Origin of the sequence: Pseudomonas sp. I8001, from assembly GCF_013385345.1 — a bacterium.
Classification (GTDB): Bacteria; Pseudomonadota; Gammaproteobacteria; order Pseudomonadales; family Pseudomonadaceae; genus Aquipseudomonas.
On the sequence record NZ_JACAQC010000033.1, the window covers coordinates 172,057 to 192,352 of the forward strand.

Annotated in this window: 15 protein-coding genes; all 15 read left to right on the forward strand. The window is 56.0% G+C overall.

Annotated features, from left to right (window positions below):
• Positions 1-81: 81 nt before the first annotated feature.
• On the forward strand, positions 82-2,745 hold the full coding sequence (gene gyrA, locus HX839_RS22570) for a DNA gyrase subunit A (RefSeq protein WP_003218817.1): 2,664 nt from the start codon (positions 82-84) through the stop codon (positions 2,743-2,745).
• 218 nt (positions 2,746-2,963) lie between these two features.
• Positions 2,964-4,049 carry a 3-phosphoserine/phosphohydroxythreonine transaminase gene (serC, locus tag HX839_RS22575; RefSeq protein WP_003218814.1) on the forward strand — a complete coding sequence of 362 codons (1,086 nt, stop codon included), beginning with the start codon at positions 2,964-2,966 and terminating at the stop codon, positions 4,047-4,049.
• The gene (gene pheA, locus HX839_RS22580; protein WP_003218812.1) at positions 4,049-5,143 is read left to right on the forward strand and encodes a prephenate dehydratase; all 1,095 of its coding nucleotides are present in this window, start codon (positions 4,049-4,051) and stop codon (positions 5,141-5,143) included. Before serC ends, pheA begins: the two co-directional genes overlap by 1 nt.
• A gap of 9 nt (positions 5,144-5,152) precedes the next feature.
• Positions 5,153-6,265: a histidinol-phosphate transaminase gene (gene hisC / locus HX839_RS22585; protein ID WP_102368423.1), complete on the forward strand. Its 1,113-nt coding sequence runs from the start codon at positions 5,153-5,155 to the stop codon at positions 6,263-6,265.
• 28 nt (positions 6,266-6,293) lie between these two features.
• Positions 6,294-8,504, forward strand: a complete 2,211-nt coding sequence (locus HX839_RS22590) for a bifunctional prephenate dehydrogenase/3-phosphoshikimate 1-carboxyvinyltransferase (protein ID WP_256344428.1) — start codon at positions 6,294-6,296, stop codon at positions 8,502-8,504.
• Positions 8,501-9,190 (forward strand): (d)CMP kinase, encoded by a 690-nt coding sequence (gene cmk, locus HX839_RS22595; RefSeq protein WP_003172653.1) that lies wholly within the window; start codon positions 8,501-8,503, stop codon positions 9,188-9,190. Before HX839_RS22590 ends, cmk begins: the two co-directional genes overlap by 4 nt.
• Before the next feature lie 119 nt (positions 9,191-9,309).
• The gene (rpsA, locus tag HX839_RS22600; protein ID WP_003218806.1) at positions 9,310-11,004 is read left to right on the forward strand and encodes a 30S ribosomal protein S1; all 1,695 of its coding nucleotides are present in this window, start codon (positions 9,310-9,312) and stop codon (positions 11,002-11,004) included.
• Positions 11,005-11,343: 339 nt separating this feature from the next.
• Entirely contained in the window at positions 11,344-11,640 is a 297-nt protein-coding gene (gene ihfB / locus HX839_RS22605) for an integration host factor subunit beta (protein ID WP_008437689.1), read from the forward strand.
• Positions 11,641-11,664: 24 nt separating this feature from the next.
• Positions 11,665-11,910, forward strand: coding sequence for a lipopolysaccharide assembly protein LapA domain-containing protein (locus HX839_RS22610; protein ID WP_008437692.1), 246 nt, complete (start codon positions 11,665-11,667; stop codon positions 11,908-11,910).
• Between the two features lie 387 nt (positions 11,911-12,297).
• Entirely contained in the window at positions 12,298-13,668 is a 1,371-nt protein-coding gene (locus tag HX839_RS22615) for a Wzz/FepE/Etk N-terminal domain-containing protein (protein ID WP_177008095.1), read from the forward strand.
• Between the two features lie 787 nt (positions 13,669-14,455).
• The gene (gene wecB / locus HX839_RS22620) at positions 14,456-15,586 is read left to right on the forward strand and encodes a non-hydrolyzing UDP-N-acetylglucosamine 2-epimerase (protein ID WP_008437695.1); all 1,131 of its coding nucleotides are present in this window, start codon (positions 14,456-14,458) and stop codon (positions 15,584-15,586) included.
• 9 nt (positions 15,587-15,595) lie between these two features.
• Positions 15,596-16,861, forward strand: a complete 1,266-nt coding sequence (wecC, locus tag HX839_RS22625) for a UDP-N-acetyl-D-mannosamine dehydrogenase (protein ID WP_177067704.1) — start codon at positions 15,596-15,598, stop codon at positions 16,859-16,861.
• Positions 16,858-18,306: a mannose-1-phosphate guanylyltransferase/mannose-6-phosphate isomerase gene (locus tag HX839_RS22630; RefSeq protein WP_008437697.1), complete on the forward strand. Its 1,449-nt coding sequence runs from the start codon at positions 16,858-16,860 to the stop codon at positions 18,304-18,306. The genes wecC and HX839_RS22630 overlap by 4 nt, the downstream gene beginning before the upstream one ends.
• A 26-nt stretch (positions 18,307-18,332) precedes the next feature.
• A complete protein-coding gene (gene gmd, locus HX839_RS22635; RefSeq protein WP_008437698.1) occupies positions 18,333-19,370 on the forward strand; it encodes a GDP-mannose 4,6-dehydratase in 1,038 nt (345 codons plus the stop codon).
• Entirely contained in the window at positions 19,354-20,268 is a 915-nt protein-coding gene (locus HX839_RS22640) for a GDP-mannose 4,6-dehydratase (RefSeq protein WP_177019489.1), read from the forward strand. The genes gmd and HX839_RS22640 overlap by 17 nt, the downstream gene beginning before the upstream one ends.
• Positions 20,269-20,296: the final 28 nt, after the last annotated feature.

Sequence of the window (20,296 nt, forward strand, 5' to 3'; positions counted from 1 at the left end):
GGCATCATGCCGGCAGCGGCGAGCTTCGTTCGTCCCATAGGATGTGACGAGGTTTCACCCGAAAAAGGAATCAGGCTTCTCATGGGCGAACTGGCCAAAGAAATCCTCCCGGTCAATATCGAAGACGAGCTGAAACAGTCCTACCTCGACTACGCGATGAGCGTAATTGTCGGTCGGGCACTGCCTGATGCGCGCGATGGCTTGAAGCCCGTGCACAGGCGTGTGCTGTTCGCGATGAGCGAGCTGGGTAACGACTGGAACAAGCCGTACAAGAAATCTGCCCGTGTTGTCGGTGACGTGATCGGTAAGTATCACCCTCACGGCGACACTGCGGTGTACGACACCATCGTTCGGATGGCCCAGCCGTTTTCCCTGCGCTACCTGCTGGTAGACGGCCAGGGCAACTTCGGTTCGGTCGACGGCGACAACGCTGCGGCCATGCGATACACCGAAGTGCGCATGACCAAGCTGGCGCACGAGCTGCTGGCTGACCTGCACAAGGAAACCGTGGACTGGGTGCCGAACTACGACGGCACCGAAATGATCCCGGCGGTCATGCCGACCCGTATTCCCAACCTGTTGGTCAACGGCTCCAGCGGTATCGCCGTGGGCATGGCCACCAACATCCCGCCACACAACCTCGGTGAAGTCATCGACGGTTGCCTGGCCCTCATCGACAACCCCGAGCTGACCGTCGATGAGCTGATGCAGTACATCCCGGGTCCGGACTTCCCGACCGCCGCGATCATCAACGGTCGCGCCGGCATCATCGAAGCCTACCGTACCGGTCGCGGCCGCATTTACATGCGTGCCCGCTCGATCATCGAAGACATCGACAAGGTCGGTGGCCGTCAGCAGATCGTCATCACCGAACTCCCTTACCAGTTGAACAAGGCGCGTCTGATCGAGAAGATCGCCGAGCTGGTTAAAGAGAAGAAGCTGGAAGGCATCACCGAGCTGCGCGACGAGTCTGACAAGGACGGTATGCGCGTGGTGATCGAGCTGCGTCGTGGCGAAGTGCCTGAGGTTATCCTCAACAACCTCTACGCCCAGACCCAGCTGCAAAGCGTATTCGGTATCAACGTGGTAGCGCTGATCGACGGCCGCCCGCGCATCCTGAACCTCAAGGATCTGCTGGAAGCCTTCGTGCGTCACCGCCGCGAAGTGGTAACCCGCCGTACCGTATTCGAACTGCGCAAGGCCCGTGAACGCGGCCACATCCTGGAAGGCCAGGCTGTTGCGCTGTCGAACATCGACCCGGTCATCGCCCTGATCAAGGCTTCGCCGACGCCGTCGGAAGCCAAGGAAGCGCTGATAAAGATGCCGTGGGAATCCAGCGCTGTAGTGGCGATGGTGGAACGTGCCGGTGCCGATTCGTGCCGTCCGGAGACCCTGGACCCACAATACGGCCTGCGCGACGGCAAGTATTTCCTGTCCCCGGAACAGGCCCAGGCCATTCTGGAACTGCGTCTGCACCGTCTGACCGGCCTGGAACACGAGAAACTGCTGGCCGAGTACCAGGAGATCCTCAACCAGATCGGCGAGCTGATCCGCATCCTCAACAGCGCGGTGCGCCTGATGGAAGTGATCCGCGAAGAACTGGAAGTGATCCGCGCCGAATACGGCGATGTGCGCCGCACCGAGATTCTCGACGCCCGTCTCGACCTGACCCTGGGTGACATGATCCCGGAAGAAGATCGCGTCGTGACCATTTCCCACGGTGGCTATGCCAAGACCCAGCCTCTGGCGGCGTACCAGGCCCAGCGTCGTGGCGGTAAAGGCAAATCGGCTACCGGCGTCAAGGATGAGGACTACATCGCTCACCTGCTGGTTGCCAACAGCCACACCACGCTGCTGCTGTTCTCCAGCAAGGGCAAGGTGTACTGGCTGAAAACCTACGAAATCCCGGAAGCGTCCCGCGCTGCCCGTGGTCGTCCGCTGGTCAACCTGCTGCCGCTGGACAGTGATGAATACATCACCACCATGCTGCCGGTAGACGAGTACACCGAAGGTCACTTCATCTTCATGGCCACTGCGAAAGGCACCGTGAAGAAGACCCCGCTGGAATCCTTCAGCCGTCAACGCAGCGTGGGCCTGATCGCCCTCGAACTGGACGAAGGCGACGTATTGATCAGCGCGGCCATCACCGACGGCGAGCGTGAAGTCATGCTGTTCTCCGACGGCGGCAAGGTCACGCGTTTCAAGGAATCCGACGTTCGTGCCATGGGCCGTACCGCCCGCGGTGTGCGCGGCATGCGCCTGCCGGAAGGGCAGAAGCTGATTTCGATGCTGATCCCGGAAGAAGGCAGCGAGATCCTCACGGCATCGGCCCGCGGCTACGGCAAGCGTACGGCCATCAGCGAGTTCCCCGAGTACAAGCGCGGCGGCCAGGGCGTTATCGCCATGGTCAGCAACGATCGCAACGGCCGTCTGGTCGGCGCGGTCCAGGTGCTGGATGGTGAGGAAATCATGCTGATTTCCGACCAGGGCACCCTGGTACGTACCCGGGTTGATGAAGTGTCGAGCCTGGGGCGTAACACCCAGGGCGTGACCTTGATCAAGCTGGCCAGCGACGAAACGTTGGTAGGCCTGGAGCGTGTCCAGGAGCCATCGGAAGTCGAAGGCGAGGAGCTGGAAGGTGAAGAGGGGATTGCACTCGAGGGGCAAGTGATCGGCGATGCCGATGACGGCGTCGACGAGCCAACACTCGACGCTGCCGCAGACGAAGAAGAACCGCAGGAATAAGCGGACACACAGGGGGCGGATGAAGATTCGCCCCCTTGTTGTTTGTCCCGTTTGAAATACGACGCCGCGCCGCTCTTGTAGGAGCCGGCTTGCCGGCGATGGCATCAACTCGATTCAAGTGAAGCACCGAGTCGTTTGCATCGCTGGCAAGCCAGCTCCTACAGGGTTCCGCGTTGCGGGATGTTGATTGCAGTCCCACCAGATCAGAGAGATTGGATGTGAGCAAGAGAGCCTATAACTTCTGTGCCGGTCCCGCGGCGCTTCCTGAAGCAGTCCTGCAGCGCGCGCAGGGTGAACTCCTCGACTGGCATGGAAAAGGCCTCTCCGTGATGGAAATGAGCCATCGCAGCGATGAGTTCGTGTCCATTGCCACCAAGGCCGAGCAGGATATGCGCGACTTGCTGGACATCCCGTCCGATTACAAAGTGCTGTTCCTGCAGGGTGGTGCGAGCCAGCAGTTCGCCCAGATCCCGCTGAACCTGCTGCCGGAAGACGGCACTGCGGACTATATCGACACCGGTATCTGGGGGCAGAAGGCCATTGAAGAGGCCTCCCGTTACGGTCACGTCAATGTGGCAGGCACGGCCAAGCCCTACGACTACTTCGCCATCCCCGGTCAGAACGAGTGGAAACTGTCGAAAGACGCGGCCTACGTTCACTACGTGGCGAACGAAACCATCGGCGGCCTGGAGTTCGATTGGGTGCCGGAAGTGGGTGATGTCCCGCTGGTCTGCGACATGTCCTCGGACATCCTCTCGCGCCCGATCGATGTGTCCAAGTACGGCATGATCTACGCCGGTGCACAGAAGAACATCGGCCCGAGCGGCATCCTGGTCAACATCGTCCGTGAAGACCTGTTGGGTCGTGCGCGTTCGCTGTGCCCGACCATGCTCAACTACAAGGTCGCGGCCGATAACGGCTCGATGTACAACACCCCGCCGGCCTTCGCCTGGTACCTGTCGGGCCTGGTGTTCGAATGGCTGAAAGAGCAGGGCGGCGTGGCTGCCATGGGCAAGCTCAACGAAGAGAAGAAACGTACCCTGTACGACTTCATTGACGCCAGCGGCCTGTACAGCAACCCGATCAACCTGACCGACCGTTCGTGGATGAACGTGCCGTTCCGCCTGGCGGATGATCGCCTGGACAAGCCTTTCCTCGCCGGCGCCGACGAGCGCGGCCTGTTGAACCTCAAGGGCCACCGTTCGGTAGGTGGCATGCGCGCCTCCATCTATAACGCTGTCGATATCCACGCCGTCAAGGCGCTGGTGGCTTACATGGCAGAGTTCGAAAAGGAACACGGCTAATGTCTGAGCAAGAACTCAAGGCCCTGCGCGTACGCATTGACAGCCTGGACGAGAAAGTCCTGGAACTGATCAGTGAGCGCGCGCGGTGCGCCCAGGAAGTTGCACGGGTGAAGATGGCTTCCCTGGCTGAAGGCGAAGTGCCGGTATTCTACCGTCCGGAGCGTGAAGCCCAGGTGCTCAAGCGCGTGATGGAACGCAACAAGGGCCCGTTGGGCAACGAAGAGATGGCGCGGTTGTTCCGTGAAATCATGTCTTCGTGCCTGGCACTGGAGCAGCCGCTGAAAGTGGCTTACCTGGGCCCGGAAGGCACCTTCACTCAAGCCGCGGCCATGAAGCACTTCGGTCACGCGGTGATCAGTAAGCCAATGGCTGCGATCGACGAAGTGTTCCGTGAAGTGGCCGCCGGGGCGGTGAATTTTGGCGTGGTGCCGGTGGAAAACTCCACCGAAGGTGCCGTCAACCACACCCTCGACAGCTTCCTTGAGCACGACATGGTGATCTGCGGCGAAGTCGAGTTGCGTATTCACCACCACTTGCTGGTGGGCGAAAACACCAAGACCGACAGCATCAGCCGCATCTACTCCCACGCCCAGTCCCTGGCCCAGTGCCGCAAGTGGCTGGACGCGCACTACCCGAATGTGGAGCGCGTGGCGGTGTCCAGCAACGCCGAAGCGGCGAAGCGGGTCAAGGGTGAGTGGAACTCGGCGGCGATTGCCGGCGACATGGCTGCCGGCTTGTATGGCCTGACACGCCTGGCCGAGAAAATCGAGGATCGCCCGGATAACTCCACGCGCTTCCTGATGATCGGCAGCCAGGAAGTGCCGCCGACCGGCGACGACAAGACATCGATCATCGTCTCCATGAGCAACAAGCCCGGCGCGCTGCATGAGCTGCTGGTGCCGTTCCACGACAACGGGATTGACCTGACGCGAATCGAGACTCGTCCTTCGCGCAGCGGTAAATGGACTTATGTGTTCTTTATCGACTTCGTCGGCCATCACCGCGACCCACTGGTCAAGGGTGTGCTCGAGAAAATCAGTCAGGAAGCCGTGGCACTCAAGGTGCTGGGCTCTTACCCGAAAGCGGTTTTGTGAGGCTTTAACATGAGTGGCAACTTCCTCGCCCTGGCGCAGCCGGGCGTGCAACAACTGTCGCCTTACGTTCCGGGCAAGCCTGTGGACGAGTTGGCGCGCGAGTTGAATCTGGATCCGTCGAAGATCGTAAAGCTGGCCAGTAACGAAAACCCGATGGGCCCAAGCCCCAAGGTACTGGCTGCGATTCGTGAGGCGCTGGCCGAACTGACCCGTTATCCCGATGGTAACGGCTTTGAACTCAAGTCCCTGCTGGCGAAAAACTGCCGCGTTGATATCAACCAGGTGACCCTGGGTAACGGCTCCAACGATATTCTGGAGCTGGTCGGCCGTGCCTATCTGGCGCCGGGCTTGAACGCGGTATTCAGCGAGCACGCGTTTGCGGTCTATCCGATCGTCACTCAGGCCGTTGGCGCCGAGGCGCGTGTGATTCCTGCGAAAGACTGGGGTCATGACCTGCCAGCCATGCTGGCGGCCATCGATGACAATACTCGTGTTGTGTTTATCGCCAACCCGAACAACCCGACCGGCACCTGGTTCAGCGCCGAGGTGCTGGATAACTTCCTGCAGGACGTGCCGGAGCATGTACTGGTGGTGCTGGACGAGGCGTACATCGAGTACGCCGAAGGCAGCGACTTGCCGGACGGCCTGGACTTCCTCGCGGCTTATCCGAACCTGCTGGTCTCGCGCACCTTCTCCAAGGCTTATGGCCTGGCGTCGCTGCGGGTCGGTTACGGCTTGTCCACTGCGGTGGTGGCCGATGTGTTGAACCGTGTGCGCCAGCCATTCAACGTCAACAGCCTCGCGCTGGCGGCGGCTTGCGCTGCGGTGCAGGACACCGAGTACTTGGAAGAAGGCCGTCGCCTCAACGAAAGCGGCATGCTGCAATTGCAGGAAGGCTTCCGTGAGCTGGGCCTGGGCTGGATTCCGTCCAAGGGCAACTTCATCTGCGTCGACCTCGGCCAAGTGGCGGCTCCTGTGTTCCAGGGCTTGCTGCGCGAGGGTGTGATCGTGCGTCCGGTGGCCAACTACGGCATGCCGAACCACCTGCGCATCACCATCGGTCTGCCTGCTGAAAACAGCCGCTTCCTCGAAGCGCTGGCCAAGGTTCTGGCTCGTGGTTGATGTCACTGCATTGCAACCTGCTGTACCTATGATCGGTCGCCTGGTGGTGGTCGGTCTGGGATTGATCGGCGGCTCCTTTGCGAAGGGCCTGCGGGAAAGCGGCCTGTGTGGCGAAGTGGTCGGTGTGGACCTGGACCCGCAATCGCGCAAGTTGGCGGTGGAGTTGGGTGTGGTGGACCGTTGCGAGGCTGATCTCGCTGTAGCCTGCCAGGGCGCGGATGTCATTCAGCTGGCGGTGCCGATCCTGGCCATGGAGAAGTTGCTGGCGCTGTTGGCCGGCATGGATCTGGGCCAGGCAATCCTGACCGATGTCGGCAGTGCCAAGGGCAATGTGGTGCGTGCGGCGCGGCTGGCCTTTGGTGGCATGCCTGCGCGGTTTGTGCCCGGGCATCCGATTGCCGGGTCCGAGCAGAGCGGGGTGGAGGCGTCCAATGCGCAGCTGTTCCGTCGCCATAAAGTGATTCTGACACCACTGGATGAAACCGATCCTGCGGCACTGGCCGTGGTGGATCGGCTCTGGCGCGAGCTGGGGGCGGATGTCGAGCATATGCAGGTCGAGCGCCACGATGAAGTGCTGGCAGCGACCAGCCATCTGCCGCATTTGCTCGCATTTGGCCTGGTGGATTCGCTGGCCAAGCGCAACGAGAACCTCGAGATTTTCCGCTACGCCGCCGGTGGTTTCCGCGACTTTACCCGGATCGCCGGTAGTGATCCGGTGATGTGGCACGACATCTTCCTTGCCAACCGCGATGCGGTGTTGCGCACCCTGGACACGTTTCGCAGCGACCTCGACGCCTTGCGCGACGCGGTCGATGCTGGCGACGGGCACCAGTTGTTGGGCGTGTTCACCCGTGCGCGGGTGGCGCGGGAGCATTTCAGCAAGATTCTGGCGCGTCGGGCTTATATGGATGCTGCAGTAAATGCGGATGACCTGGTGTTTCTCGCCAGTCCCGGTGGCCGCTTGAGCGGGCAGATCCGCGTGCCTGGGGATAAGTCGATCTCCCATCGCTCGATCATGCTCGGTTCTCTGGCGGACGGTGTCACTGAAGTCGAAGGTTTTCTGGAGGGTGAGGACGCCCTGGCGACCTTGCAGGCGTTCCGCGACATGGGCGTGGTGATTGAAGGCCCGCACCATGGGCGCGTCACCATCCACGGGGTTGGCCTGCATGGCTTGAAGCCGGCGCCAGGTCCGATCTATCTGGGTAATTCCGGCACCTCCATGCGGTTGTTGTCCGGTTTGCTGGCGGCCCAGCGCTTCGACAGTGTGTTGACGGGTGACGCCTCGCTGTCCAAGCGCCCGATGAATCGCGTGGCCAAGCCATTGCGCGCAATGGGTGCGGTGATCGAGACCGGGCCGGAAGGGCGTCCGCCGCTGACCATTCGCGGTGGCCAGGCACTCAAGGGGCTGACCTACGCATTGCCGATGGCCAGCGCTCAGGTCAAGTCCTGCCTGTTGTTGGCCGGGTTGTATGCCGAGGGTAAAACCTCGATTACCGAACCGGCACCGACCCGCGACCATACCGAGCGGATGTTGCGTGGTTTTGGGTATCCGGTGGACGTGGCGGGCGCTACGGCGTCGGTTGAGTCAGGTCACTCACTGACCGCGACGTATATTGAGGTCCCGGGGGATATTTCCTCCTCGGCGTTCTTTCTGGTGGCGGCTTCAATCGCCGAAGGCTCCGAGCTGTTGCTTGAGCATGTGGGTATCAATCCGACCCGTACCGGCGTGATCGATATCCTGCGACTGATGGGCGCGGACATCACCCTGGAAAACCAACGGGAAGTGGGTGGTGAGCCGGTCGCTGATTTGCGTGTTCGTGCGGCGCCGTTGAAGGGGATCGAGATTCCTGAAGCCCTGGTCCCGCTGGCTATCGATGAGTTCCCGGTGTTGTTCGTGGCTGCGGCGTGCGCCGAAGGCCGGACGGTATTGCGTGGGGCAGAGGAGCTGCGGGTCAAGGAGTCCGACCGGATCCAGGTCATGGCCGACGGTCTGCTTGCGCTGGGCGTGAAGTGTGAACCGACACCTGATGGGATTATTATCGATGGTGGCGTGATCGGCGGTGGTGAAGTCCACGCCCATGGCGATCACCGGATTGCCATGGCCTTCAGCGTGGCTTCCCTGCGAGCGGCTGCGCCGATTCGTATCCATGACTGTGCCAACGTGGCTACGTCTTTTCCGAATTTTCTTACACTGTGTGCCCACGTCGGCATCCGTGTTGCCCAAGAGGCTCAATTGTGAATATCAAAGCACCGGTGATTACCATCGACGGGCCAAGTGGCTCGGGCAAGGGCACGATCGCCGGCATCCTGGCCAAGCGCCTGGGCTGGTGCCTGCTGGATTCCGGGGCGCTGTACCGCTTGCTGGCCTTTGCCGCCCGCAACCATGGCGTCGACCTGACCAACGAAGAATCGCTGAAGCTGCTGGCTGCGCATCTTGACGTGCAGTTCGTCGGGGCGACCGAAGGTCATCCCCAGCGCATCATCCTGGAAGGGGACGATGTGACCGACGACCTGCGCAACGAGCAGGTTGGCTCCTGGGCTTCCCAGGTCGCCGCATTGCCGGCGGTGCGCGATGCTTTGCTGCAGCGCCAGCGGGCTTTCCAGGAACCGCCGGGTCTGGTGGCCGATGGCCGCGACATGGGCACGGTGGTCTTCCCCGAGGCGCCGCTGAAGATTTTCCTCACGGCCAGCGCCGAGGAGCGGGCCCGTCGCCGTTACTTGCAGTTGAAGGGCAAAGTCGATGGTGTTAGTCTGTCGAGTCTGCTAGATGAGATCCGTGCACGCGATGAGCGTGATACCCAGCGTGCGGTAGCCCCGCTCAAGCCGGCGGCTGACGCCATACAGCTGGATTCCACGGAGTTGTCCATCGAGCAGGTGCTGGAACGCATCTTGAGTGAGATCGCCATTCGCGATATCGCCGGGTGACCAAGAAGGCCGCAGGGGACCAGTCATAGTCCTGTGGTGCTTCTTTTAATTGAAACTGACCCACACCGTCTGGGGTGTGGAGATGGGCGTATTCTTCGCCCTTATCAACAGGAATTAAAATGAGCGAAAGCTTTGCGGAACTCTTTGAAGAAAGCCTAAAAACCCTGAACCTTCAGGCAGGCTCCATCATCACCGGTGTTATCGTTGATATCGATTACCAAGCTCGCTGGGTAACCGTTCACGCTGGTCTGAAGTCTGAAGCTCTGATCCCGCTGGAACAGTTCTACAACGATGCTGGTGACCTGACTATCAATGTCGGTGACGAAGTTCACGTTGCTCTGGACTCGGTTGAAGACGGTTTCGGTGAAACCAAGCTGTCCCGTGAAAAAGCCAAGCGCGCTGAATGCTGGATTGTTCTCGAAGCAGCCTTCGCAGCTGAAGAAGTGGTCAAGGGCGTTATCAACGGTAAGGTTAAAGGCGGCTTCACTGTCGACGTTAACGGCATCCGTGCGTTCCTGCCAGGTTCTTTGGTCGACGTTCGTCCTGTGCGCGACACCACGCACCTGGAAGGCAAGGAACTCGAATTCAAGGTCATCAAGCTCGACCAGAAGCGCAACAACGTTGTCGTTTCCCGTCGCAGCGTCCTGGAAGCAGAGAACTCCGCCGAGCGTGAAGCTCTGCTGGAATCCCTGCAGGAAGGCCAACAAGTCAAAGGTATCGTCAAAAACCTCACCGATTACGGCGCATTCGTCGATCTGGGTGGCGTCGATGGCCTGCTGCACATTACCGACATGGCTTGGAAGCGTATCAAGCATCCATCGGAAATCGTCAACGTTGGCGACGAGATCGATGTCAAGGTTCTGAAGTACGATCGTGAGCGCAACCGTGTCTCCCTGGGCTTGAAGCAGCTGGGCGAAGATCCATGGGTCGCTATCAAGGCTCGTTACCCAGAAAGCACTCGCGTCACCGCGCGTGTTACCAACCTGACCGACTACGGCTGCTTCGCAGAGCTGGAAGAAGGCGTGGAAGGCCTGGTACACGTTTCCGAAATGGACTGGACCAACAAGAACATCCACCCTTCGAAAGTCGTACAAGTCGGCGACGAAGTGGAAGTTATGGTTCTGGACATCGACGAAGAGCGTCGTCGTATCTCCCTCGGCATCAAGCAGTGCAAATCTAACCCATGGGAAGATTTCTCTGGCCAGTTCAACAAGGGCGATAAAATCTCCGGCACCATCAAGTCGATCACCGATTTCGGTATCTTCATTGGTCTGGACGGCGGCATCGACGGTCTGGTTCACCTGTCCGACATCTCCTGGAACGAAGTTGGCGAAGAAGCTGTTCGTCGTTTCAAGAAGGGCGACGAGCTGGACACCGTTATCCTGTCGGTTGACCCAGAGCGCGAGCGCATCTCCCTGGGTATCAAGCAACTGGAAAGCGATCCGTTCTCCGAGTACGTTCAAGAGAACGACAAAGGCGCAATCGTTAAAGGCATCGTGAAGGAAGTTGACGCTAAAGGCGCCATCATCACTCTGGCCGACGATATCGAAGCGACTCTGAAAGCCTCCGAAATCAGCCGTGACCGCGTTGAAGACGCGCGCAACGTTCTGAAAGAAGGCGAAGAAGTAGAAGCCAAGATCATCAGCGTTGACCGCAAGAGCCGCGTAATCCAGCTCTCCATCAAGTCGAAAGACGATGCTGAAGAGAAAGAAGCCATCCAGAGCCTGCGCGACAAGCCAGCTACCTCTGAGCCTTCTGCTGGTCCTACCACTCTGGGCGACCTGCTGCGTGCACAAATGGAAAAGCAGAACTAAGTTCTGTCAGACCATAGAAAAAGGGCGACTTCGGTCGCCCTTTTTTGTGCCTGGGATTTAGTGTTGTGTGCAGCGTCGCCTTGGCGTTCTGTGGCTGGAGCGCCGTCGTCGCGCTGGCAGCGCGTTCGCGCTTATAGGCTCTATCTGGCAGCGATCGCGCTGGAGTGCCTCCAGTGAGACTGAGCGATAGCTGGCTGTCGTGGTGCGCAATGCCAACTCTCTTCTAGTTGCACCCCAAGTCTTTGAATATAAGTCAATACATGGGCTGTTCAAATTCCTCCGGTCATGCTAAAACCTTCGAAGCGCTTTTCCTAGCTGCTTGAAAAAGAAGGGAAAAATATGACGAAGTCGGAGTTGATCGAACGAATTGTCACCCATCAAGGGCTGCTCTCATCCAAGGATGTGGAGCTGGCCATCAAGACCATGCTTGAGCAGATGTCCCAATGTCTGGCTACCGGCGATCGGATTGAAATTCGTGGGTTTGGTAGCTTCTCGCTGCACTATCGTGCGCCTCGTGTGGGTCGCAACCCAAAAACCGGGCAGTCCGTCAGCCTTGACGGCAAGTTCGTGCCTCATTTCAAGCCGGGCAAGGAATTGCGCGATCGGGTGAACGAAGACGAAGAAGAAAGCGTCTGAGTGTTTTTGGGGTAGGAGAAGGTTATGCGTGGGGTTAAGCGCGTTGTTCTGGTGCTGGCTATGCTAATTGTCGTGCTGGCAGTGTTGGGGTTCGTGCTGGAAAACCAGCAGGGCGCGTCTCTTTCATTCCTGGGCTGGGTGACCGGGCAGATGCCGGTGTCGGTGTTTGTGGTCGTGGCCTTGATAATTGGAATGCTGCTGGGACCGCTGTTTAGTGTCATCGTTGGGTGGGGCCGACGTCAAAAGTCCATGCCCGCAAGGCGTGGGTAGAGCTTCCATGGTTATTGTGTCACTCGCGAGCCGTTCGTCGGATTTTTCTGGTGCGGTGCGCATCAGTTACGTCGAGTGAACGGCATGTGGTAAGTCCGGCGATACCACTGACTATTGTCTCGCGGCTACGAAATTTGCTTTTCTGTCCTTCTCGGGCGGCCTATATAAGGGTTGCCCCTATCTGTGTAGGAAGGCTCCTACAGATATGTCAAGACTTGTAATATGTCAGTGAGATGGCAAAATGGAATCTGTTCTCGATAACAGGCATTTTGTGCGCTAAAGTCCGGCAGCGACGCTGGGTTTTTTCGGCCATATAACTAAAATAAAAATACACAATCTTGTCTGCATAACGAGCCCGCAGTTTCTCTTTGAAGGCAGGTTTTTGTTGTGAGTAGTAGCTTCCGTGCTCCCCCGGTTCGATCGTCCGACGAAATTGATTTTGTGCGACTTTTCGCGTCTGTCTGGCAACAAAAAAAACTTCTGCTTTTCGTCACTCTCGGGGCGGGATTGATTGCGGCGTCCTACGCATTTTTAGCTTCCCCTGTATATAAGGTCAGCACGGTTTTGCGGCCTGCGGCGATTAATGATTTGGATGCGCTAAATCGATCAGAGATATATCAGCTTCCTCCAGCTGACGCGCTCCTCAAAGTGGGCGCAGCGCTCGACTCTTATGATACGCGCCTGAGCTATTTCAAGAAAAACCAGAAGCTTTTCGAGAAATTTGTTCGTCCTGGGCAGACTCTGGAGCAGAGTTTTCAGGAGTTCAATCATGACTCTATTCGTTTGATTCTTCCTGATGCAGATAAGAAAAATTCGCTGAGTTCCTACATCAAGCTCGAGATGATGTATCCGAAAGGCGTCGACGGCGTCTCTATTCTTAATGGCTTTGTCGACTACGCTATCGAAAGTGAGCGCGAACGCGTCACGGCTGATTTGAATGTGATCGTTAAAAACCGTTTGAGGGAGCTTAAAGGCAAGCTCGATTCGGCTCGTTCAAACTACGATATTGAAAAAGAAGCCAAAATAGCGTCATTGCGAGAAGCTGACTCGTTGAAACGCGCGCAATTGCAGGATGAGTTGAAGGCGCTGCGTTCGCAGTTGAAAACCTTGCGTAGCGACCGTATTGCTCAGCTGAATGAGGCTATAGGGATTGCCCGTTCCCTGGGCATTCAAAAGCCGGCTACGCCTTCTTCACTTGGTGAATCGGCCGTGACGAACGCTGGTAGCGTGATGCGTACTGAGGTGAACAACCAGCAGATCCCACTTTATTTTATGGGGGTAGATGCGCTTAAGGCTGAGCTTGCTGCATTGCAGTCACGCAAGTCGGATGATTTTACCGAGTCGCGCATCGCTCAAATCGCCAGGGAGCTTCAGTTGCTCGCATCCAACCGAGAGATTGAGGTCCTCGATGCTCGAAAAAATGAAGATATCTTTCTTGCGGGCGTTCAACCGTTGAGAACAGAGATTTTCCGTTTGAGTAGCCTGAATATCGACCTGGCGAAGCTGCGGCTGGTGAGTATTGACCAGCAGGCCCTTGAGCCGTTGGTTCCGTCGAGCCCGAATCGTCCATTGATCATTTTTCTTGGCCTGCTCCTGGGGGCGATTGTCGCGATTGGTATTGCGTTGGTCAGGCAGGCGTTACGTGCTGCTCGCGACAATGCAGAGCGCGATGGGCACGAGCCGGCAGGCTCACTTCTCCATTCGGTCGCTCAGTTGGATCGGCAACAAGAGCCTGGCAATAAGTTAAACCGAAAATAACTCCAAGGCCGTGAAGCTTTTGGCTTCACGCGTTTTCCCCTCGGGCCCGTATTTCTTGCTTTCATACGGAACCTGCATTACGTGCTTGCGCAACTGTGAACCGCCGAGGGGCATTCCTGGGTGGTTTCTCGGCTATCAAAAGTTACTAAGACTTTGCGTCGAGTCTTCATGGCGTTTCGGCATTTGATCTTTGTTTACTTGTGCGGGCGTCAAGCGTCCTGCACAGGTTTGTATTGTTGGTTTAATAGTTGATGGTGCACCGTCTAATACGGTTTGATGTGGATTTTTATGTGCGGTCTCCAGGTTAATGGCTTATGGCTAGTATTGGTTCGGAATTTGATAAGGGCGTACCGTTCGGCCAGGTCGGTCGTGCAGGGTGCGCCGGCGATTAGCAACGAGCTGCATGGCACAGTCGAGCGTGGGCCCAATTGCGATCTCGGATAGGTCGGGTTCCTGTGGGGCAATAACCAAAAGCCCAATTTCAATGAGAGGTTGCGACGCACCATTGCGGTGAAGCGGCTCACCGCAAATGTTGCGGTAAAACCTTGTCCTGTCCTGAACTGAGGGGGGGATGATGGGGTCTCATGGGGCGTGTGGTTGAGCCAGCCAGGCGTTATGTTGGCACGCTTGTTGATGATATGCTGCGCTGCAAAGCAGAGGCGGTTGCAGTTGGAGCGGCGAAAACTCGCTTGCGCGTAATCGGTAGGTCAGGCAGGGGCATGGCAGCGTTGCTGGTTTCCAGACTGATTCTCTGACTAAATAATGATATGGAATCGTTGGTAATCTAATGACTTTAAAGATCTTGAGTGTTTTCGGTACGCGACCGGAAGCTATAAAAATGGCTCCATTAGCTTTAGCGTTGAATGCAGATGAGCGTTTTGAGGCCAAAATCTGCGTCACGGGTCAACACCGTGAAATGCTGGATCAAGTGTTAGAGTTATTTAAACTTGAACCTGACTTTGATCTTAATATCATGAAGTCGGGTCAAGACCTTACCGACGTGACAACTGGTATTCTTCAGGGAATGAAAGAGGTCTTCCGGACTTATCGGCCGGATATCGTCTTGGTGCATGGTGATACCGCTACGACCTTTGCAACTACATTGGCGGCGTACTATCAGCAAATTCCTGTGGCTCATATCGAAGCTGGGCTTCGCACCGGAAATTTATATTCTCCCTGGCCGGAAGAGGCCAATCGAAAGTTGACGGGAGCACTCGCGCTTCTTCACTTCGCTCCTACTGAACGATCGCAACAGAATTTACTGCGTGAAGGGGTGTCACCTGACGCGATTCATGTGACTGGGAATACTGTAATCGACGCTCTGCTTGAGGTCGTACAGAAGCTCGAGACCAATGACCAGTTAAAACAGAAGTTCTCCGAGCAGTTCGCATTTTTACCTGCTCAACGCCGCGTCATCCTTGTGACAGGGCATCGGCGTGAAAGCTTCGGCGATGGATTCGAAAGGATCTGCAGTTCGTTGGCTTCGATTGCCCATGAGTTTGATGATGTGGAGATCGTGTACCCCGTTCATTTGAATCCAAATGTCCGTGAACCGGTCAACCGTTTGTTGGCTGGTATAAAAAATATTCACCTCATCGAACCATTGGATTATCTACCTTTTGTCTATTTGATGAATCGGTCGTACTTGATTCTGACGGACTCCGGTGGTGTGCAGGAAGAGGCACCTTCTTTGGGCAAGCCCGTGCTGGTCATGCGGGACACTACCGAGCGGCCTGAGGCGATTGAGGCGGGTACCGTCAGATTGGTCGGTACAGAGAAGGACAAGATAGTTCACCACTTGCGTGAGCTTTTACTTGATCAAAAGGCTTACGAGGAGATGAGCGTTGCTCATAATCCTTATGGTGACGGTCACGCCTGCATGCGTATTGTTAATGCTCTAGCCACTTTCAAAAATTAAGGTTTGGTCATGGATTTTTCCACTATTTCTGTAATTGGTTTGGGCTATATCGGTTTGCCAACCGCAGCCGTTTTTGCTGCGCGAAAGTTAAAGGTCATTGGTGTCGACGTTAATCAAAAGGCCGTCGATACGATCAACGGCGGACAGATTCATATCGTTGAGCCTGATTTGGACATAGTCGTGCACGCGGCCGTGACCGAGGGGTATCTGCGCGCCAGTACACGACCTGAGCCGGCGGACGCCTTCTTGATTGCGGTGCCCACTCCTTTCAAGGACGGTCATGCTCCGGACCTTTCTTACATTGAGTCCGCAAGCAAATCCATTGCGCCAGTATTGAAAAAGGGTGATCTGGTCATCCTCGAGTCCACTTCTCCCGTGGGTGCGACTGAGAAGATGTCGGCATGGCTGGCTGAAGCACGCCCTGACCTGACGTTCCCGCAGACCCATGGCGAGGCGTCGGACATTCGCGTGGCTCACTGCCCTGAGCGCGTGCTTCCCGGCCACGTGTTGCGTGAGTTGGTACAGAATGATCGCGTCATCGGCGGGATGACACCCAAGTGCTCAGAAGCCGCCACACGTCTGTATAAATTGTTTGTAGAGGGCGAGTGCATTATCACCAACGCCCGAACAGCAGAAATGTGCAAGTTGACCGAGAACAGCTTTCGCGATGTGAATATTGCCTTCGCGAACGAATTGTCGATGATATGCGATAAGTTCGATGTCGATGTGTGGGAGCTTATCAAGCTCGCCAACCGGCACCCTCGCGTCAATATCCTCCAACCAGGACCTGGCGTGGGTGGGCATTGCATCGCCGTCGACCCTTGGTTCATCGTGAGTCAGGCTGAAGGCCAGGCGAAACTGATCCAAACTGCACGTGAAGTCAATGACTCAAAACCGTCGTGGGTTATGGAGAAAGTTGATGCTGCTGTGGCCGATCATCTGTCGAGTCACCCCGAGAAGTCGGAAAAAGACATTGTTATCGCGTGCTTCGGCCTGGCATTCAAACCTGATATTGACGACCTGCGGGAAAGTCCATCTCTGGAAATTACGAAAAATATCTCAAGCCGGCACGCCGGGAAGGTTATTGTCGTAGAACCTAATATTGATTCTCTGCCTGCGACGTTGCCGAACGCTGAGTTGTGCACAATAGAAGAAGCGTTTGAGCGCGCGGATGTCTTGTTGTTACTGGTGGATCACAAGCCATTCAAAAGTGTTCCTTCTTCACTTCTCGAGGGTCGCCGGATTGTTGATACCCGGGGAATCTGGCTTGTATGAAAATTCTTCCGGTTATTATGTCTGGAGGCTCGGGAACGAGACTCTGGCCGCTTAGCAGAACTCTTTACCCGAAGCAGTTTCTGGCAATTTCGGGGCGGGAGACGTTGTTTCAGCAGGCGATTGCCCGACTGTTGAAGATTGACGGTCAAGGCTCGGATTTATTGGCTCCATGCATCGTTGCCAACGATGAGCATCGTTTCCTGTGTCTCGACCAGATCCGGGAAATGAACGTTTCTAAAGCTGTTGTCATTCTTGAACCGGTAGGACGCAATACGGCCCCTGCGCTTACGTTGGCGGCGCTTTATGCGCGCGATGAGGTGGGAGAGGAGATTGACCCGGTTCTGGTCGTTGTCCCGGCCGACCAGATGATTCTCGATATTCAAGCTTTTACTGACACGGTCAGTAAAGCGGTCGACGTTGCGAAAGACGGCAGCATTGTGATCTTGGGGATTACGCCTGATCGCCCTGAGACGGGTTATGGTTATATCCACTCGGCAGATCCCTCTACCGTCAAGAGGGTGGATGCGTTTGTTGAAAAGCCTGAGCGGACAACCGCAGAAAAATACCTGGAAGATGGAAGCTATTTCTGGAATAGCGGTATTTTTGTGCTGCGCGCGTCAGTCTGGTTGAAAGCACTGGGCGCGTTCAGAAGTGACATCTTCGATGCCACTGAGGCCGCGTGGAAGGGCCGAGTTGAAGATAATGGGTTTATTCGACCACAACTTGACGCGTTTTCCCTGATACCGCCTGAGTCGATTGACTATGCCGTGATCGAGCATTGCGCGAAAACGCCTTCAGCTGGCCTGACGTTGAAAATGCTCACGATGGATGCCGGTTGGTCTGACCTGGGAGCATGGGATGCTGTTTGGCGTTCGAGTGAAAAGGACGAAAAACAAAACGCTACCCATGGCGACGTAATAATAGACTCCAGCTCCAATACATTGGTTTACGCCTCTCACCGTTTGGTAACGGCCGTGGGGCTTGAAAATATTGTTATCGTCGAAACGCCTGATGCCGTATTGGTTGCGGATAAAGATCGTAGCCAGGGTGTGAAGGCTATTGTCGAAGCGTTGAATATCAAGGCCAGGCCAGAATCAAAGCTTCATCGTCGTGTTCATCGCCCGTGGGGCTGGTACGACAGCATAGATTCGGGCTCACGCTTTCAGGTGAAGCGGATATTGGTGAAGCCGAAAGCAACCTTGAGTTTGCAGAAGCATTACCATCGGGCGGAGCATTGGATTGTTGTGTCTGGCACCGCTGAAGTCACCTGTGAAGATCGTGTTTTCCAGCTGAACGAAAACCAGAGTACATATATCCCTATTGGCCATGTTCATCGCCTTTCCAATCCTGGCACCATTCCTCTTGAGATCATAGAGGTGCAGTCGGGAACGTACTTGGGTGAGGATGATATTGTTCGATTTGACGATACCTATGGACGTGTTTAAGGCTTAAATTTTTAGGAGTTGTACAGATGCAGAAGCATGCGCTGGTTACTGGTGTTACAGGTCAGGATGGGGCTTACCTTGTCGAACTGCTGCTGTCCAAGGGTTATAAGGTCTATGGCGCCTATCGCCGCACAAGTTCTGTAAGTTTCTGGCGATTAGAGGAACTTGGTGTTTTTGGGCATGATGATCTTCATCTTGTCGAATTTGATTTGACTGATCTCTCCGGAACTATTCGTTTAATTCAGAATTGCGCCCCGGACGAGGTTTATAACCTGGCGGCTCAAAGCTTCGTAGGCGTTTCCTTCGATCAGCCAATTACAACCGCGCAGATTACCGGAGTCGGTGCGCTTAATTTGCTCGAAGCGATCCGAATAGTAAATCCGAAGATTCGTTTCTATCAAGCTTCGACATCTGAAATGTTCGGGCTGGTACAGGCTGTTCCTCAATCTGAAAGCACGCCTTTCTACCCACGCAGCCCTTACGGTGTTGCGAAGTTGTTTGCGCATTGGACAACCATCAACTATCGCGAATCATATGATATTTTTGCCACCAGCGGCATTCTGTTCAATCATGAGTCTCCGCTGCGAGGAAAAGAGTTCGTTACTCGTAAAATTACCGATGCTGTAGCCAGTATCGAAATGGGCGAGCAGCAAGTGCTCGAACTCGGAAACATGGATGCCAAGCGAGACTGGGGTTTCGCTAAAGAGTATGTAGATGGCATGCACCGAATGTTGCAGATCGACACACCGGAAACATTTGTGCTTGCTACCAACCGCACTGAAACCGTTCGTGATTTTGTTGCCATGAGCTTCAAGGCCGTAGGGGTTGATATCGATTGGTCTGGAAGTGGCGAGAACGAATTCGGCGTTGACCGTCGTACCGGCATCACCCGGGTGAAAGTTAACCCACGCTTCTATCGACCCGCGGAAGTCGAGTTGTTGATTGGCGACGCTTCGTTTGCAAAAGAGCGGTTAGGCTGGAAACCAGAAACGACGCTGGAGCAACTGTGCCAGCTGATGGTTGAAGCTGACTTGAGAAGGGTTCGCAATGGCACTTCAAAGTAAAGATCGGACAGTACTGATTACAGGGCTCTCGGGTTTTACTGGAAAGCATTTGGCGCAAAGCCTCACCAAGGCCGGCTGGCGGGTTGCCGGCCTTGGTGGGGAGCGCCTGGCCTGTGAGTTTGACCACTTGGATGCGGACCTGAATGACACGGCGCGACTCAGTGGTTGGATAAAGCAGGTTCAGCCCACCCATGTTATTCACTTGGCCGCGCTGGCGCATGTCACCAGCAGCGATGCCTTGTCATATTACCGAGTCAATGTATTGGGTACAGAAAGCCTTCTTAATGCGATTAAGGAGGCTGAGGTGGTCGTTGAAAAAATCATCATTGCGAGCAGTGCAAACATTTACGGGAACGCTATTTCATCGCCCATTTCAGAAAGCAGTGAACCGCAGCCCGTTAATCATTACGCACTGAGCAAGCTGACGATGGAGGCCCTTGTCCGCAAGTGGTTTTCTCGTATGCCTATATTGGTGGTACGGCCATTCAATTACACTGGACCCGGCCAGTCGGAGTCATTCGTTTTCTCCAAGATCGTGGGCGCATTTGCCCGTGGAGAAAAGGAGCTCAGATTGGGCAATCTGGATGTATCCCGCGACTTGTCTGATATCGGTTTTGTGGTGGAGGCCTATTCAAGGCTGTTGACGTCCAATCAACGTGGTGAGTTTATAAATATCTGCTCGGGGCGCAGCATTTCCTTACTGAGCGTGATTGATGAAATGGAACAGATTGCAGGTTATCGGCCAACGATAACAGTTGATCCTGCCTTTGTCAGGGAAGATGAAGTTAAAGAGCTTTATGGTAGTCCGGCCAAGCTCTTTGATGTGGTAGGTGAAATTAATGTGCCTAGTTTGCACGATACATTGCTGTCAATGTATCAGCAGAAGGCGCGTGTTTAATACGGTTGGCAAGTAACGGGTTGGTGCA